The following is a 17,112-nucleotide window of genomic DNA, read 5'->3' on the forward strand; positions in this document are numbered from 1 at the left end:
GCCTCAGGCAATCTGCGCTTCACGTTCAGCCATCGCCACGTCGCAAACCCGCACGGTGCGCCAGGCGTTGTACGCCATCAGCAGCATGCCGCTGAGGAAGAACACGCCGCCGGCAAATCGCACCACAAACCCCGGATGGCTGGCCTGCAAGGCCTCGACGAAGGAGTAGGTCAGCGTGCCGTCGTCGTTGATCGCGCGCCACATCAGGCCCTGGGTGATGCCGTTGACCCACATCGAGGCGATGTACAGCACGGTGCCGATGGTTGCCAGCCAGAAATGCAGGTTGATCAGCGGCGTGCTGTACATCTGCTCGCGGCCGAAGATTTTCGGAATCATGTGGTAGACCGCGCCGAAGGTGATCATCGCCACCCAGCCGAGTGCGCCGGCGTGCACGTGGCCGATGGTCCAGTCGGTGTAGTGGGAGAGGGCGTTCACGGTTTTGATCGCCATCATCGGCCCCTCGAAGGTCGACATGCCGTAGAAGGCCAGCGACAGCACCAGAAAACGCAAAATCGGATCGGTACGCAACTTATGCCAGGCGCCTGAGAGCGTCATCATTCCGTTGATCATGCCGCCCCAACTCGGCGCCAACAGGATCAACGACATGGCCATGCCCAGCGACTGCGCCCAGTCCGGCAACGCGGTGTAGTGCAAATGGTGCGGGCCGGCCCAGATGTACAGGGTGATCAATGCCCAGAAATGCACGATGGACAAGCGATAGGAATACACCGGCCGCCCGACCTGTTTCGGCACGAAGTAATACATCATCCCGAGGAACCCGGTGGTCAGGAAAAACCCCACCGCGTTGTGCCCGTACCACCACTGCACCATGGCGTCGGTGGCGCCGGAATACACCGGATAGGATTTGAACCAGTCCACCGGAATCGACAGGTGATTGACCACGTGCAACATGGCGATCACCACGATGAACGCGCCAAAGAACCAGTTGCCGACGTAGATGTGTTGGGTCTTGCGCTGCACCACGGTGGTGAAAAACACCACGGCGTACGCGACCCAGACCACGGTCATCCACACCGCGCCGGAGAACTCGATCTCGGCGTATTCCTTGGTGGTGGTGTACCCCAGCGGCAGGGTGATCAGCATCACCACGATCACCGACTGCCACCCCCAGAAAGTGAAGGCAGCGAGGGTATCCGAGTACAGCCGCACCTGGCAGGTACGCTGCACCGCGTAATAACTGGCGGCGAACTGCGCGCTACCGGCAAAGCCGAAAATCACCAGGCTGGTGTGCAGCGGACGCAAACGCCCGAACGAGGTCCACGGCAGGTCGAGGTTCATCTCGGGCCACACCAGTTGCGAGGCGATCCACACCCCCATCGCCATCCCCACGACGCCCCAGAAAATGGTCGCCACGACGAATTGGCGGACGACCTTGTAGTTATAGGCCTGTCCGATTATTGCTGTGCTCATGGTCAATGCTTCCACGGTTGCAAAGTCTTGCCAGGCCACCCGGACTGGCATGCAACCCACTGTAGAAACCCGCGCGTAAACAAAACAGACTCAGAAAAACCGAGTTTATGCGGATCAGATACAACGCTTGCCTGCGGTCCTTGCCCGCATTCTGATACGGTTTTTTACCGTTTAGCTGAATCTGTAACGTACTGCGCCGCAGGTCCATAGTCACACCCAGAAAACGAGCCGCAGAGCCCGTCCCATCCTGATGAGGTAGCCACATGTATCAGTACGACGACTATGACCGGGCGCTGGTCTTCGAGCGCGTTGCGCAGTTTCGCGATCAGGTCGAACGCTTCACGGCGGGTGAGTTGAGCGAAGAAGAATTCCTGCCGTTGCGCTTGCAGAACGGCCTGTATATGCAAAAGCACGCTTACATGCTGCGCGTGGCGATTCCTTACGGCACGTTGAGCGCGCCACAGATGCGAACGCTGGCGAGCATCGCCCGGGATTACGATCGGGGTTACGGCCACTTCACTACCCGGCAGAACATGCAGTTCAACTGGATCGAACTGGCCCAGGTGCCGGAGATTCTCGAGCGCCTGGCCGAGGTGGAAATGCACGCCATCCAGACCTCTGGCAACTGTGTGCGCAACATCACCACCGAAGCCTTCGCCGGGGTGGCCGCCGACGAACTGATCGACCCGCGACCGCTGGCGGAAATCCTGCGCCAGTGGTCGACGATCAACCCGGAATTCCTGTTTCTGCCGCGCAAGTTCAAGATCGCCATCTGTTCGGCCGTACAAGACCGCGCGGCGATCATGATGCACGACATCGGCCTCTATCTTTACCCCGACGCCGACGGGCAAATGCTCCTGCGAGTCATCGTTGGCGGTGGTTTGGGGCGCACGCCGATTCTTGGTCTGCAGATTCGCGAAGGCTTGCCGTGGCAGCATCTGCTGTCGTATGTCGAAGCGGTGCTGCGGGTCTACAACCGCCATGGCCGGCGAGACAACAAGTACAAGGCGCGGATCAAAATTCTGGTCAAGGCGCTCGGCATCGAAGCCTTTGCCAGGGAAGTGGAGGAGGAGTGGCAGTACCTCAAGGACGGGCCGGCGCAATTGACCGGTGACGAATATGAGCGTGTTGCCAGTGCCTTCGTGCCGCCGGATTACCGTTCGCTGCATGGCACCGACCTCGAATTTGGCACACGTCTGGCGGAAAACCCGGCGTTCGCCCGCTGGGTGTCGCGCAACGTCGAGCCGCACAAGGTGCCGGGTTACGCCAGTGTGGTGCTGTCGACCAAACCGGGCAGTGCTTCGCCGCCGGGTGATGTCACCGGCGAGCAAATGGATGCTGTGGCCGACTGGTCCGAGCAGTTCGGTTTCGGCGAGATTCGCATTGCCCATGAACAGAACATTGTCCTGCCGGACGTGCCGAAGTCGGACCTGTTCACGCTCTGGCGTGTGGCCTGCGAGCACGGATTGGGCAGTGCCAATGTCGGCTTGCTGACCGACATCATCGCGTGCCCCGGTGGCGATTTTTGCGCGTTGGCCAACGCCAAGTCGATCCCGATCGCACAAGGCATTCAGGCACGCTTTGACGACTTGGATTACCTGCATGATCTGGGCGATATCAGCCTCAACATTTCCGGTTGCATGAACGCCTGCGGCCACCACCACATCGGCAATATCGGCATTCTGGGCGTCGACAAGAACGGCAGCGAGTGGTACCAGATCACTCTCGGCGGCGCTCAGGGCAAGCACAGCGCGCTGGGCAAAGTTATTGGCCCATCCTTCAGTGCTGCCGAAGTGCCCGGCGTGATTGAGCAGATCATCGCCACGTTCGTGCGTTACCGCGAGAGTGAGGAGCTGTTCGTCGACACCCTGCAGCGCCTCGGTCTGGAGCCGTTCAAGGAGGCGGTCTATCCGAAGCTGCTGGAGGTGTCGGCATGAACAATCTGCTGCGACTGGAGGGCGGTGTGGCGCGGATCGATGGCGCCGATCCGTGGACTCTCGTCAGGGACCTCGCTGCCGGATGGCCCTCAGGTCCGGTTATTGTGCCGCTGGCCTGCTGGCTGCAAGCGCCCAAACAGCATGGCGTGTGGCTGGGGCCGGACGATGAAGTGGAAAGCCTCAAGCCGTGGTTCGACCAACTGCCGCTGATTGCACTGGATTTCCCGAGTTTTCGCGACGGTCGTGGTTACAGCCAGGCCTATTTGCTGCGTACCCGATTGGGCTGGGCCGGCGAATTACGTGCGATCGGTGATGTTCTGCGCGATCAACTCAGCCATATGCGCCAATGCGGATTCGACAGTTTTGCGGTGCGCGAAGACAAGTCCGCCGAAGACGCGCTCAAGGGCCTCGTCGGCATGAGCGTGTTGTATGGGCGTTCGGTGATTGAGCCGCGACCGTTGTTTCGGCGCCGTTAGACAATGTCGAAGATCAAAGAATCGTCGCCTTCAAGTGCCTTCGCGAGCAGGCGCGTCCGATGGAGATCTACGATTCGGCATTGCGACTTCCAAAGTCCGGGTGCGTTTGCCGTCAGGCGTGCGTACACGTTCGATTCAGTTTCGCCGGAGGGTGGCGGCAGCGATGGATGAATATTGTGATTCTGCACAACAAAGTGCGCGGCATTGGCTATACCTGTTAAACCCGGTTTCCAAATCGTAGTCGACCGCCCTACAGGAGTTACCGCATGAAGTTTGCATTAATGATGAGCACACTGTGCATTGCCTCGATCGGCTTAGTTGGCTGCGCCAGCAAGAAGGTCGAGCCGGACCAGTATTCGGGGTTTCTCAAGGATTACAGCCAGCTCAAGGAAGCCCAGTCACCTTCGGGGGCGGTGGTGATGCGCTGGGTCGATCCAAAGCTCGACATCAACAAATTCAAAAGCGTGTACATCGAACCGACGCAGCTGTATCCCAAGCCTCAGGCGACTGTAAAAATTCCTCAGGCCACCCTGAACGGGATCACCAGTTACTACGATCAGGCGCTCAAACGTGAAATCGGCAAATCCCTGCCGCTGGCCTCCGGCCCTGGCCCGGGTGTGATGGTGGTGCGCGCGGCGATCACTGCCGTCAGCAGCAAGACCGAAGGACTGAAGCCTTATGAAGTGATCCCGATTGCGCTGGTCGCGGCGGCGGTGAGTACCGCCAGCGGGATTCGTGATCAGCAAACAGACCTGGCTACGGAGGCGGTATTTCTCGATGGCGGCAACAATAATGTTTTGGCCCAGGTTGTGCGCAAAGGCACCGGTAAACCGTTGGAAAATGAATCGCAGGTGATGAAGGCCGATGACGTGAAAGGCGTGATCGATGGCTGGGCTTCGGATATGCATCAGTCGTATCTGAAGCTTAAATCCAAGTGATGTATCGGGGCTGATGACCTCTTCGTCGCAGTTTGGTCCGGAACCCGTTTACTCCCACATTGGATTTGTGATCGACACAGATCCAATGTGGGAGCCCGCTCGCGGTGGCGGACCAACAATCGCCGCATCACTCAGCGCTTGTTCATTTGCTCACGCTGCCGCTCCTCCTGCTCCCGCAGTTCTGGCGTGAACTCGGCGCCAAAATCCTCCGCCTCGAACACTTGGCGAATTTCGATTTCGGCTTCGGTGCCTGGCATCGGGTTGGGGCAGCGCTTGACCCATTCGATGGCTTCTTCTTTTGACTTCACTTGCCACAGCCAGTAACCAGCGATCAATTCCTTGGTTTCGATAAACGGGCCGTCGATCACCGAGCGTTTGTCACCCGAAAAGCGTACGCGCGCGCCTTTACTGCTCGGGTGCAGGCCTTCTCCCGCCAGCATGATCCCGGCTTTGACCAGTTCCTCGTTGTAATTGCCCATCGCGGTCAGCAGTTCTTCACTGGGCATGACACCGGCCTCGGAGTCGGGGCTGGCTTTGACAATGATCATGAATCGCATGGTGGTGTGTCCTCTGGATTTGAATGACTCACTGTCTGGTCGATTGGTGAGTAGCCAAATCGACAACGTTTCAAAAAAAACGTCGTTTTAACGGGATTCGGCCGCTCAATTTTTCACATTCAGTTCGTTATTAATATGTCCCGTGACGACGGCGACCGGCATTTCATCGACGAAATGCTCAAGGGACTAATAGCCGCCATCGTCATGAGCACCGGGTGGCTGCGGGAGCGGGCGGTACGCTGTAGACCGACCGTGTGACGCAGGCAGCGACTGGTGGCGTGGTGTTGGATTGGTTGATGGTCAAAACTGGCATGCGAAGGACCTTCGAGGCTCTGCATCGCAATATGCTGCAGTTGTTAAGTGACCGAATTCTGTTTTGAACGGCTTTTTATATTAAGAACAAACAGCCGTGATTGTTCTAAATCGCCACCGAGAATCTGCGTGGAGCTTGTTGAAATATTATACGGTTGGATTCCGTGCCCTAAAGGGATCGTTTCCAATGCCTGGCTTTGAATGTCAATTGCGTAAATTTCAGGAATATAGGTGTTTGCAGCATAGAGTGTCTTTCCGTCTGAGCTTATTCCTAACTCGGAAATTGTAGCGCGCCCATGTTCAATGTTGTTCTTGAATCCATCCACCAAGGTGTCAATAACAACAATCCAGCTACGGATATCCGTCTCGCTTTTCGTGTAGATCGCCGCATAAAGGCTGAGTTTGTCTGGGCTTATGCTGATTTTACGGCAATACCCCCCAAGGGAAAGTCTCGTGACAATCTGATGAGTCTGGCTGTCAATGACTGCAATACGGCTTCCTCCAATCGTGATAAAGAGCGCATAGGCCCGACCGTTGGGGTTGAATATGATGGCGGCTGTACCGTCGAGAAAAATATACTCAATAGTGTTCAGGGTATTGAGATCGACAACCATAATAAAGTTTGCGGACGAGATATAGGCAATGTTGCCATCTGGATGGACCTGCATACGGGTGCCAGCTCTATCGAGTGTGCCTTCGGCAATGGTGTCGAGGGTTTGCGTGTCTATGACCAACAACTTTCTGGCGAGGCGGTCGCAGACGTAGAGGTATTTGTCGTCAGGACTGAGGGCGATTGCCTCTGGACTGCGGACAGGATTTACGATTTCTGCAATAACTGATTTGCTGGCTATTTCTATGACCGCAACATAGTGACGACGATCTTCATCTTGAGAAACGACATACGCGAGAACCCCCTTGCTATCAATAACTGTCTGATAGACTTGTCCTTTCAGGGGGATAATATCAGCTTGAACGAAGATTTCAGCCAGTGCGTGACCATCCTGACACTCAGCGATCAGCAAATATTGGCCTGTAGGAGTTCCTGCCTCACAGGTCACGCCAGTAATATCGATTTTTCCATCCGCATCGGTCTCGAACACTTTTTGTCCAAAGCTGCCGTCTTCGTGGCGAAAGCCCTGCGGCAGCATCACCGCGACGGGGAAACCTTGATGGGATGGCCCTTGTAACTGAAGCTGCACTCCTTGAAGTGTTTTACCGGGTGAAACCATATAATGAGTGCATTGGGCCATTGCACGTGCAGGGTCAGAAAAAAAGATCGATACGGACATGGGGTGAACTCTGTCAATAATGAAGAATCATTATTTGACGGAATAAACTCCGCCGGCATAACTGTTATTGTTGACAGTTTTTTAGATCGTTAAGAAACAATTTAATATGTGAAAATCAATAACAGGAATAAGCCCATGGTTCGCCAAATACGAACCCGGCGCAATTGAGGGCATTGGGGGCGAGGTGACCAGACTCGGCACATTCCTGGATTGTGCGTGCAATACCGTACGTGCTGGATCTCCTCAGGTTTTTTTTCTCCGCAAGGGCTGTTGCGTTTCTGCGACGACACTTCACAATTTGTATCAGGCCATAGGTCGCCGGACCATTTCATGGTTAACTTCTGCCTCGTCGAATTTCTCCACATCAACGTTCAGAAGGACTCCGTTCATGGCTCAAGTCACTCTCAAAGGCAACCCTGTTCAAGTCAACGGCCAACTGCCACAAGCCGGTTCCAAGGCGCCAGCCTTTTCTCTGGTTGCCGGCAATCTGTCCGACGTGACCCTGGCGAGCTTCGCCGGCAAGCGCAAAGTGCTGAACATCTTCCCAAGTGTCGACACCCCGACCTGCGCCACGTCGGTGCGCAAGTTCAATGCTCAGGCCAATGACGTCGCCAACACTGTCGTGCTGTGCATCTCCGCTGACCTGCCGTTCGCGCAAGCCCGTTTCTGCGGCGCCGAAGGCCTGGAAAACGTGCAGAACCTGTCGACCCTGCGCGGTGCCGAGTTCATCGAGAACTACGGCGTGGCGATTGCCGATGGTCCGCTCAAAGGCCTGACCGCCCGTGCCGTCGTGGTGCTGGACGAGAACGACAACGTACTGCACAGCGAGCTGGTCAAGGAAATCGCTGAAGAACCGAACTACGAAGCGGCACTCGCTGTTCTGAAATAAGCAGTTCATTACAATTGTTAACGGCCTGGCGGCGTTCTCACTGAATTTCCCCGCGGAGGGGAAATTCAGTGAGAACGCCCCCTCTGTCCAGGCCGTTTTCATTTGTGCTTCAGTGTCTTAGAAAAATCTCCTGTTACGTAAGCCGAAGGTAAATTGCCGGTAAAGGCGCTTTGCTAAATACCCGCCAGTGCTTATCGTTCAGCCTCCCGTAGAAGAAGCCCACGCGCCCAATGGTTGATCATTCCATGCAATCCTCCGCTTCCCGTAGTCCTCGTCGCTGGCTGTTCGGCCTGCTTGTCCTGTTGGTCATCGCTGGCCTGTGCTGGAAATTCTGGCCTGGCAGCGCTGTGCCAAAAGAAGGCGCCGGACAAAAAGCCGTGGCCGGGCACACCGGCAAGGCAGGGGGGATGCGTCCCGGTTTCGGCGGGGCGACCGGGCCGGTTCCGGTGCGTGTGGCGCCAGCGGTCAAGGGGGATTTCCCGCTGTATTACAAGGCGCTGGGCACCGTGACGGCGCTGAACACCATCAATGTGCGCAGTCGGGTGGGCGGCGAGCTGATCAAGGTGTCGTTCGAAGAAGGGCAGATGGTCAAGGCCGGTGACTTACTGGCGGAAATCGATCCGCGCCCTTACCAGAATGCCTTGCTGCAAGCCGAAGGCACCCTCCTGCAAAATCAGGCACAACTGAAAAACGCGCAGGTTGATGTCGAACGTTATCGCGGCCTGTACCGCGAAGACAGCATCGCCAAGCAAACCCTGGACACCGCCGAAGCGCTGGTCGGCCAGTACCAAGGCACGGTCAAGACCAATCAGGCAGCGGTCAACGACGCCAAGCTCAATCTCGAATTCACCAAGATACGCGCGCCGATAGCCGGGCGAGTGGGCCTGCGTCAGCTCGACGTCGGCAACCTGGTTGCTGCCAACGACACCACGGCGCTGGCGATCATCACCCAGACCCAACCGATCAGCGTCGCTTTCACCTTGCCGGAAAATAGTCTTGATGTGGTGCTGGCCCGCTATCGCAGCGGCGCCAAATTGCCCGCCGAAGCCTGGGACCGTAGCGACACCAAAATGCAGGCCACCGGTGTATTGCAGAGCCTCGACAACCAGATCGACGTCACCACCGGCACCCTGAAGTTCAAGGCGCGCTACGATAACCGTGATCAGGCGCTGTTCCCCAATCAGTTCGTCAACGTCCATCTGCTGGCCGACACCCTTAAGGGCGTGATACTCGCACCTTCGGCAGCGATTCAATTCGGCACCAACGGCACCTTCGTCTATGCGATGGATGGCGACAGGAAAGTCACGATCCGCCAGTTGAAAGTCGGCGCCAGCGACGGTGACAACACCGTGATCACCGAAGGCCTGGCCGCCGGCGATCGTGTCGTCCTGGAAGGCACCGACCGCCTGAAGGAAGGTAGCGAAGTGGAAGTGGTCAACGACACCAAGGATGTACCGACCACCCCGACCGGGCACCTGCAAGGCAAATCGGCGGCCAACGCGATTGAGCCGGCGATCACCGACAAGGCGAAAAAGGGCGGCGCATGAACATCTCGCGGCTGTTCATTCTTCGCCCGGTCGCCACGACCCTGAGCATGCTGGCCATTATTCTGGCCGGCGTGATCGCCTATCGGCTGTTGCCGGTGTCGGCGTTGCCGCAGGTCGATTACCCGACCATTCGCGTGATGACTCTTTATCCCGGCGCCAGCCCGGACGTCATGACCAGCGCAGTCACCGCGCCGCTCGAACGTCAGTTCGGGCAGATGCCCGGCCTCACCCAGATGGCATCGACCAGTTCTGGAGGTGCTTCGGTGCTGACTCTGCGGTTCAGCCTCGACATCAACATGGACGTGGCCGAGCAGCAGGTACAAGCCGCGATCAACGCCGCGACCAATCTGCTGCCCAAGGACCTGCCGGCGCCACCGGTGTACAACAAGGTCAACCCGGCGGACACCCCGGTACTGACCCTGGCGATCACCTCCAAGACCATGCTGTTGCCCAAGCTCAATGACCTGGTCGATACGCGCATGGCGCAGAAAATCGCCCAGATCAGCGGCGTCGGCATGGTCAGCATTGCCGGCGGTCAACGTCAGGCCGTACGGATCAAGGTCAACCCCGAAGCCCTGGCGGCCAACGGTTTGAACCTGTCGGACGTGCGCACCCTGATCGGTGCGTCGAACGTCAACCAGCCCAAGGGTAACTTCGACGGCCCGACCCGGGTCTCAATGCTGGATGCAAACGATCAACTGACTTCACCCAAGGACTACGCCAACCTCATCCTTGCCTATGCCAACGGAGCGCCGTTGCGGCTCAAGGACGTGGCTGAAATCGTCGATGGAGCGGAGAACGAACGCCTCGCGGCCTGGGCCAATGAAAACCAGGCGGTGTTGCTGAATATTCAGCGCCAGCCGGGTGCCAACGTCATCGAAGTGGTCGACCGGATCAAGGCCTTGCTGCCGAGCATCACCGACAACCTGCCGGCCGGTCTCGAAGTCACTGTGCTGACCGACCGCACCCAGACCATCCGCGCGTCCGTCACCGATGTGCAACACGAACTGCTGATTGCCATTGCGCTGGTGGTGATGGTGACGTTCCTGTTCCTGCGCCGGGCCAGCGCCACGATCATTCCTTCGGTGGCCGTGCCGCTGTCGCTGATCGGCACCTTCGGCGTGATGTACCTCGCCGGTTTCTCGGTGAACAACCTGACCCTGATGGCCCTGACCATCGCCACCGGTTTCGTGGTGGACGATGCGATCGTCATGCTGGAGAACATTTCCCGGTTCATCGAGGAGGGTGACAGCCCATTGAATGCGGCGCTCAAGGGCGCCAAGCAGATCGGCTTCACCCTGATTTCCCTGACGCTGTCGCTGATCGCGGTACTGATTCCGCTGCTGTTCATGGCCGACGTGGTGGGGCGCTTGTTCCGGGAATTTGCCATCACCCTGGCGGTGGCCATTCTGATTTCGCTGGTCGTGTCGTTGACCCTGACGCCGATGATGTGCGCACGACTGCTCAAGCGCGAACCCAAGGAAGAAGAACAGGGCCGTTTCTACCGGGCCAGTGGCGCCACAATTGATTGGATGATCGCGGCTTACGGGCGCAAGTTAAAGTGGGTTCTCAAGCATCAGTCGCTGACGTTGCTGGTGGCCATCGGCACTTTGGCGCTGACTGTGTTCCTTTACATGATCGTGCCCAAGGGCTTCTTTCCGGTACAGGACACCGGGGTGATTCAGGGCATTTCCGAGGCCCCGCAGTCGATTTCCTTTGCGGCGATGAGTGAGCGGCAACAGCAACTGGCCAAGGTGATTCTGGCGGATCCGGCCGTAGAGAGTCTGTCTTCCTATATTGGCGTCGATGGCGATAACTCGACGTTGAACAGCGGTCGTTTGCTGATCAATCTCAAGTCCCACAGCAACCGCGATTTGAGCGCCACCGAAGTGATTGCGCGCCTGCAACCGGAACTGGACAAACTGGTCGGTATCCGTCTGTTCATGCAGCCGGTTCAGGACTTGACCATTGAAGACCGGGTCAGCCGCACGCAGTACCAATTCAGCATGTCCTCACCGGATTCCGAGCTGCTCAGCCTGTGGAGCAGTCGCCTGGTCGAAGCGCTGGTCCAGCGGCCGGAGTTGACCGACGTCGCCAGCGACCTTCAGGACAAGGGCTTGCAGGTCTATCTGGTGATCGACCGCGATGCCGCGTCCCGGGTCGGCGTATCGGTGTCGAACATCACCGATGCGCTGTACGACGCCTTCGGTCAGCGGCAGATTTCGACCATTTACACCCAGGCCAGTCAATACCGCGTGGTGCTGCAGTCGCAATCCGGCGAGAAAATCGGCCCGGACGCGCTGAACCAGATTCACGTCAAGACCACCGATGGCGGGCAAGTGCGCCTGTCCAGCCTGGCGCACATCGAGGAACGTCAGGCGCAACTGGCGATCACCCACATAGGCCAGTTCCCGGCGGTGATGATGTCCTTCAATCTCGCACCCGGCGTGGCGTTGGGGCATGCGGTGGACATCATCGAGCAAGTGCAAAAGGACATCGGCATGCCGATTGGCGTGCAGACCCAGTTCCAGGGTGCGGCCGAAGCGTTCCAGGCGTCATTGTCGAGCACCTTGCTGCTGATTCTGGCGGCGGTGGTGACCATGTACATCGTGCTCGGCGTGCTCTACGAGAGCTACATCCACCCGATCACCATTCTCTCGACCTTGCCCTCGGCGGCGGTCGGCGCCTTGCTGGCGCTGCTGTTGAGTGGCAATGACCTGGGGATGATCGCGATCATCGGCATCATCCTGCTGATCGGTATCGTGAAGAAGAACGCGATCATGATGATCGACTTCGCCCTCGACGCCGAACGCAATCAGGGCATGGACCCGGAGACGGCGATTTATCAAGCCGCGTTGCTGCGGTTCCGGCCGATTTTGATGACTACATTGGCGGCGTTGTTTGGCGCGGTGCCATTGATGCTCGCCACCGGTTCCGGCGCTGAATTGCGTCAGCCACTGGGTCTGGTGATGGTCGGTGGTTTGTTGGTGAGTCAAGTGCTGACGCTGTTCACCACACCAGTGATTTACCTGTACTTCGATCGCCTCGGTCGACGCTGGGGCCGTACATCCGAGTCCGTGGACGTGGTCGAGCAGCCATGAACCTCTCCGGACCTTTCATCAAGCGCCCGGTTGCCACCCTGTTGCTGAGCCTGGCGATCATGCTGCTGGGCGGGGTGAGCTTCGGTTTGCTGCCGGTGTCGCCGCTGCCGCAAATGGACTTCCCGGTGATCGTGGTCCAGGCCAGTCTCCCCGGTGCGAGCCCGGAGGTGATGGCCTCGACCGTGGCCACGCCGCTCGAACGTTCCTTCGGCGCCATCGCCGGGGTCAACACCATGAGTAGCCGCTCCAGCCAGGGCTCGACCCGGGTGATTCTGCAATTCGACCTCGATCGCGACATCAACGGCGCGGCGCGGGAAGTGCAAGCGGCGATCAACGCCTCGCGCAACCTGCTGCCAAGCGGGATGCGCAGCATGCCGACGTACAAGAAGGTCAACCCGTCCCAGGCACCGATCATGGTGCTGTCGCTGACCTCGGATGTGCTGGAAAAGGGCCAGCTCTACGATTTGGCCTCGACGATCCTGTCGCAGAGCCTGTCTCAGGTGCAGGGGGTGGGTGAAGTGCAGATCGGTGGCAGCTCCTTGCCGGCGGTGCGTATCGAACTCGAACCGCAAGCGCTCAACCAGTACGGCGTGGCGCTGGATGATGTGCGCAACACTATCGCTAACGCCAACGTGCGTCGGCCCAAGGGCTCGGTCGAAGACGGCCAGCGCTTGTGGCAGGTCCAGGCCAACGATCAACTGGAAAAGGCCAAGGATTACGAGTCACTGATCATTCACTACAACGGCGGTGCGGCACTGCGCCTGAAGGACGTGGCCAAGGTCAGTGATGGCGTCGAGGACCGCTACAACAGCGGTTTTTTCAACAACGACGCGGCGGTGCTGCTGGTGATCAACCGTCAGGCGGGCGCCAACATCATCGAGACGGTCAACGAAATCAAGGCCCAGCTCCCGGCGTTGCAAGCCGTGCTGCCGGCCAGCGTCAAACTGAACCTGGCCATGGACCGCTCGCCGGTGATCAAGGCGACCCTGCACGAAGCGGAAATGACCCTGCTGATCGCCGTGGCATTGGTGATTCTGGTGGTGTTCCTGTTCCTCGGTAACTTCCGCGCCTCGCTGATTCCGACGCTCGCGGTGCCGGTGTCGCTGGTCGGCACCTTCGCGGTGATGTACCTCTATGGGTTCTCGCTGAACAACCTGTCGCTGATGGCGCTGATCCTGGCCACCGGGCTGGTGGTGGATGACGCCATCGTGGTGTTGGAGAACATCACCCGGCACATCGACGAAGGCGTGCCGCCGATGAAGGCCGCTTACCTCGGGGCCCAGGAAGTCGGCTTTACGCTGCTATCGATGAACGTCTCGCTGGTGGCGGTGTTTCTCTCGATCCTGTTCATGGGCGGCATCATCGAAAGCCTGTTTCGTGAGTTTTCCATCACACTGGCCGCGTCCATCGTGGTCTCGCTGGTCGTCTCGCTGACCCTGACGCCGATGCTGTGCGCCCGTTGGCTCAAGCCACATACGCCGGGCCAGGAAAACCGTTTGCAGCGATGGAGTCAGCGCGCCAACGAGTGGATGGTCGACAAATACGCCACCAGCCTCGACTGGGTACTTCGTCACCGTCGCCTGACCTTGCTCAGCCTGATCGTGACAGTTGGCGTTAACATTGCGCTGTATGTCGTTGTTCCTAAAACATTCATGCCCCAACAGGACACCGGCCAATTGATTGGATTCGTGCGGGGTGACGACGGTCTGTCGTTCAGCGTCATGCAACCGAAAATGGAAACATTCCGCCGCGCGGTACTCAAGGATGAAGCAGTGGAAAGCGTCGCCGGGTTTATCGGCGGCACCAACGGCACCAACAACGCCTTCATGCTGGTACGTCTGAAGCCGATCAAGGAACGGGGCGTGTCCGCGCAAAAAGTCATCGAACGCCTGCGCAAGGAAATGCCCAAAGTCGCCGGCGCACAATTGATGCTGATGGCGGATCAGGACCTGCAGTTTGGCGGTGGTCGTGAACAGACCACCTCGCAGTATTCCTACATCCTGCAAAGCGCCGACCTTGGCGAGTTGCGCCAGTGGTACCCGAAAGTGGTGACTGCGCTCAAGGCCTTACCGGAGTTGACCGCGATTGATGCCCGGGAAGGACGTGGCGCGCAACAAGTGACCTTGATCGTCGATCGCGATCAGGCCAAACGCCTGGGGGTCGACATGGACATGGTCACCGCCGTGTTGAACAACGCCTACAGCCAGCGGCAGATTTCGACGATCTACGACAGCCTCAACCAGTATCAGGTGGTGATGGAGGTAAATCCGAAATACGCCCAGGACCCGATCACCCTCAAGCAGGTTCAAGTCATCACCGCCGACGGCGCGAGAATTCCACTGTCGACCATCGCCCACTACGAAAACAGCCTGGAAGATGACCGCGTCAGCCACGAAGGACAGTTCGCGTCTGAGAGCATTTCCTTCGACATGGCCGAAGGCGTGACGGTGGAGCAGGGTACTGCGGCCATCGAACGGGCGATTGCCAGGCTCGGCATGCCGGAAGACGTCATCGTGAAAATGGCCGGCACCGCCGACGCCTTCGCCGCTACGCAAAAGAGCCAGCCGTGGATGATACTGGGTGCGCTGGTGGCGGTGTATCTAGTGCTGGGCGTGCTGTATGAGAGCTACATCCATCCGCTGACCATTCTCTCGACCTTGCCGTCGGCCGGGGTCGGCGCATTGCTGTCGATCTATGCATTGGGCGGAGAATTCAGCCTGATCTCGTTGCTCGGGCTGTTTTTGCTGATCGGCGTGGTGAAGAAGAACGCCATTCTGATGATCGACCTCGCGCTGCAATTGGAGCGGCAAAAGGGCCTGGAACCGCTGGAGTCGATTCGCAGCGCCTGTCTGCAACGTCTGCGCCCGATTCTGATGACCACGCTGGCTGCGATCCTCGGCGCGTTGCCGCTGCTGCTGGGCCGTGCCGAAGGTGCGGAAATGCGCCAGCCGCTGGGTTTGACCATCATCGGCGGGCTGATCTTCAGTCAGGTGCTGACCCTTTACACCACCCCGGTGGTTTACCTCTATCTCGACAAACTGCGCCATCGTTTCAATAAATGGCGTGGGGTGCGTACCGACGCTGCTCTGGAAACTCCGCTATGACTGACCGTTCGCTTATCAACCTGTCTGCACTGCTGATCACGGCCCGAGGCTCGCGTCTGTTGAGCCTGTCGCTGTGCGTGGCGCTGCTCAGTGCCTGCGCCATCGGCCCGGATTACCAGCGCCCGCAAGCCGCCGCGCCGGTACAGTACAAGGAAGCGGCCGGTTGGCGTCAGGCCAACCCGAGCGATTCCCTGGCCCGCGGTGCCTGGTGGGAACTGTATGGCGATCAACAACTCAACGGCCTGATCGACACACTCAACAGCGCCAACCAGACCGTTGCCCAGTCCGAAGCCCAGTACCGTCAAGCCCAAGCTCTGGTGCGCAGTGCCCGCGGCGCGTTTTTCCCGACGGTGGACCTGACCGTCGGCAAAAACCGCTCGAGCCAGGGCACTGGCAGCAGCAGTTCGAGCCTGAGCAGTACGTCCAGCGGCATTCGCAATACCTACACGGCCCAGGCCGGTGTCAGTTGGGAGGCCGACGTCTGGGGCAAACTGCGCCGAGGCCTTGAGGCCGACACGGCCAACGCCGAGGCGAGTTTTGCCGATCTGGCAGCGATGCGCCTGAGCCAGCAGTCGGAACTGGTGCAGAACTACCTGCAATTGCGCGTGATCGATGAGCAAAAGCGCCTGCTGCAAGCGACAGTCGAGGCCTATCAGCGCTCGCTGAAAATGACCGAAAACCAGTACCGCGCAGGTGTTTCCGGCAAGGACGCGGTGGCACAGGCCACCACTCAGCTCAAGAGTACCGAAGCCGAGTTGGTCGATCTGATCTGGCAGCGCGCGCAGTTCGAGAACGCCATTGCCGTACTGATCGGACTGCCGCCCGCCGAGTTCAACCTCGCGGAAACCACGGACATCCCGCTGTTGCCCGAGGTGCCGCTGAACCTGCCTTCGCAATTATTGGAACGCCGTCCTGACATCGCCTCGGCCGAGCGCTCGGTCATGGCCGCCAACGCTAACATCGGCGTGGCCAAGGCCGCGTACTACCCGGACCTGACGTTGAGTTTGAACGGCGGTTACAGCAGCAGCACCTCTTCGAACTGGATCAGTGTGCCGAACCGCTTCTGGTCGGTCGGCCCGCAACTGGCGATGACCTTGTTCGATGGCGGTCAGCGCTCGGCGGAAGTCGACCGCAGCGAAGCGGCCTATGACGAGACAGTGGCCAAGTACCGCCAGACCGTACTCGACGGTTTCCGTGAAGTGGAAAACTACCTGGTTCAGCTCAAGGTCCTGGAAAACGAATCCGCCGTGCGTCAACAGGCACTGGATGCGGCGCGTGAGTCCCTGCGCCTGACCCAGAATCAGTACAAGGCCGGGCTGATTGCCTATCTGGATGTGGTAGTGGTGCAGGCCACGGCGCTGAACAATGAACGCAATATGCTGGACTTGTTACAGAGCCGGCTGATCGCCAGCGTTCAATTGATCGCGGCGTTGGGCGGTGGATGGGATGGCCAGCTCGAGCTCAATAATTGACCTGTTTCGGGTAATCAAACAAGCGTTTCATCGGCTTGATGGCCCTTTGCTAATTTTCT

11 protein-coding genes and 1 pseudogene are annotated in these 17,112 nt (G+C 58.7%); 9 read left to right on the forward strand and 3 right to left on the reverse strand.

Features of this window, described 5'->3' with window-relative positions; translation table 11 throughout:
* Positions 1–3: 3 nt before the first annotated feature.
* Entirely contained in the window at positions 4–1,431 is a 1,428-nt protein-coding gene (gene ccoN, locus F8N43_RS05165) for a cytochrome-c oxidase, cbb3-type subunit I (RefSeq protein ID WP_150633639.1), read from the reverse strand.
* Positions 1,432–1,694: 263 nt separating this feature from the next.
* Here ccoN and F8N43_RS05175 point away from each other — a divergent pair, with 263 nt between their 5' ends.
* The 3 genes from F8N43_RS05175 (at position 1,695) to F8N43_RS05185 (ending at position 4,782) form a co-directional block, all read left to right on the forward strand.
* Positions 1,695–3,368 (forward strand): nitrite/sulfite reductase, encoded by a 1,674-nt coding sequence (locus tag F8N43_RS05175; RefSeq protein WP_150633641.1) that lies wholly within the window; start codon positions 1,695–1,697, stop codon positions 3,366–3,368.
* Positions 3,365–3,844: a DUF934 domain-containing protein gene (locus F8N43_RS05180; RefSeq protein ID WP_150639168.1), complete on the forward strand. Its 480-nt coding sequence runs from the start codon at positions 3,365–3,367 to the stop codon at positions 3,842–3,844. The genes F8N43_RS05175 and F8N43_RS05180 overlap by 4 nt, the downstream gene beginning before the upstream one ends.
* A gap of 266 nt (positions 3,845–4,110) precedes the next feature.
* Complete coding sequence (locus F8N43_RS05185) at positions 4,111–4,782, forward strand: DUF3313 domain-containing protein (protein ID WP_150633643.1); 672 nt, start codon at positions 4,111–4,113, stop codon at positions 4,780–4,782.
* 131 nt (positions 4,783–4,913) lie between these two features.
* Here F8N43_RS05185 and F8N43_RS05190 read toward each other — a convergent pair whose 3' ends face one another.
* Positions 4,914–5,339 (reverse strand): YciI family protein, encoded by a 426-nt coding sequence (locus tag F8N43_RS05190; protein WP_150633644.1) that lies wholly within the window; start codon positions 5,337–5,339, stop codon positions 4,914–4,916.
* Between the two features lie 141 nt (positions 5,340–5,480).
* Here F8N43_RS05190 and F8N43_RS29455 point away from each other — a divergent pair.
* A pseudogene (locus tag F8N43_RS29455) lies at positions 5,481–5,719 on the forward strand (polyketide cyclase); the annotation flags it as partial.
* On the opposite strand, the gene F8N43_RS05200 reads toward F8N43_RS29455, so the two are convergent.
* On the reverse strand, positions 5,696–6,940 hold the full coding sequence (locus F8N43_RS05200) for a YncE family protein (protein WP_150653322.1): 1,245 nt from the start codon (positions 6,938–6,940) through the stop codon (positions 5,696–5,698). The pseudogene F8N43_RS29455 and the gene F8N43_RS05200 sit on opposite strands and share 24 nt — an antisense overlap.
* Before the next feature lie 388 nt (positions 6,941–7,328).
* Between F8N43_RS05200 and tpx the strand changes: the two genes are divergently transcribed.
* The 5 genes from tpx (at position 7,329) to F8N43_RS05225 (ending at position 17,053) form a co-directional block, all read left to right on the forward strand.
* The gene (tpx, locus tag F8N43_RS05205; protein ID WP_008030203.1) at positions 7,329–7,829 is read left to right on the forward strand and encodes a thiol peroxidase; all 501 of its coding nucleotides are present in this window, start codon (positions 7,329–7,331) and stop codon (positions 7,827–7,829) included.
* A gap of 230 nt (positions 7,830–8,059) precedes the next feature.
* Positions 8,060–9,376, forward strand: a complete 1,317-nt coding sequence (locus F8N43_RS05210) for an MdtA/MuxA family multidrug efflux RND transporter periplasmic adaptor subunit (protein ID WP_150633645.1) — start codon at positions 8,060–8,062, stop codon at positions 9,374–9,376.
* The gene (locus F8N43_RS05215; RefSeq protein ID WP_150653323.1) at positions 9,373–12,477 is read left to right on the forward strand and encodes an MdtB/MuxB family multidrug efflux RND transporter permease subunit; all 3,105 of its coding nucleotides are present in this window, start codon (positions 9,373–9,375) and stop codon (positions 12,475–12,477) included. The genes F8N43_RS05210 and F8N43_RS05215 overlap by 4 nt, the downstream gene beginning before the upstream one ends.
* Positions 12,474–15,581, forward strand: a complete 3,108-nt coding sequence (locus tag F8N43_RS05220; RefSeq protein ID WP_150633647.1) for an efflux RND transporter permease subunit — start codon at positions 12,474–12,476, stop codon at positions 15,579–15,581. Before F8N43_RS05215 ends, F8N43_RS05220 begins: the two co-directional genes overlap by 4 nt.
* Entirely contained in the window at positions 15,578–17,053 is a 1,476-nt protein-coding gene (locus F8N43_RS05225) for an efflux transporter outer membrane subunit (RefSeq protein ID WP_150639165.1), read from the forward strand. The genes F8N43_RS05220 and F8N43_RS05225 overlap by 4 nt, the downstream gene beginning before the upstream one ends.
* Positions 17,054–17,112 lie beyond the last annotated feature (59 nt).

This window comes from Pseudomonas fluorescens, assembly GCF_902498065.1.
GTDB lineage: Bacteria > Pseudomonadota > Gammaproteobacteria > Pseudomonadales > Pseudomonadaceae > Aquipseudomonas > Aquipseudomonas fluorescens_BJ.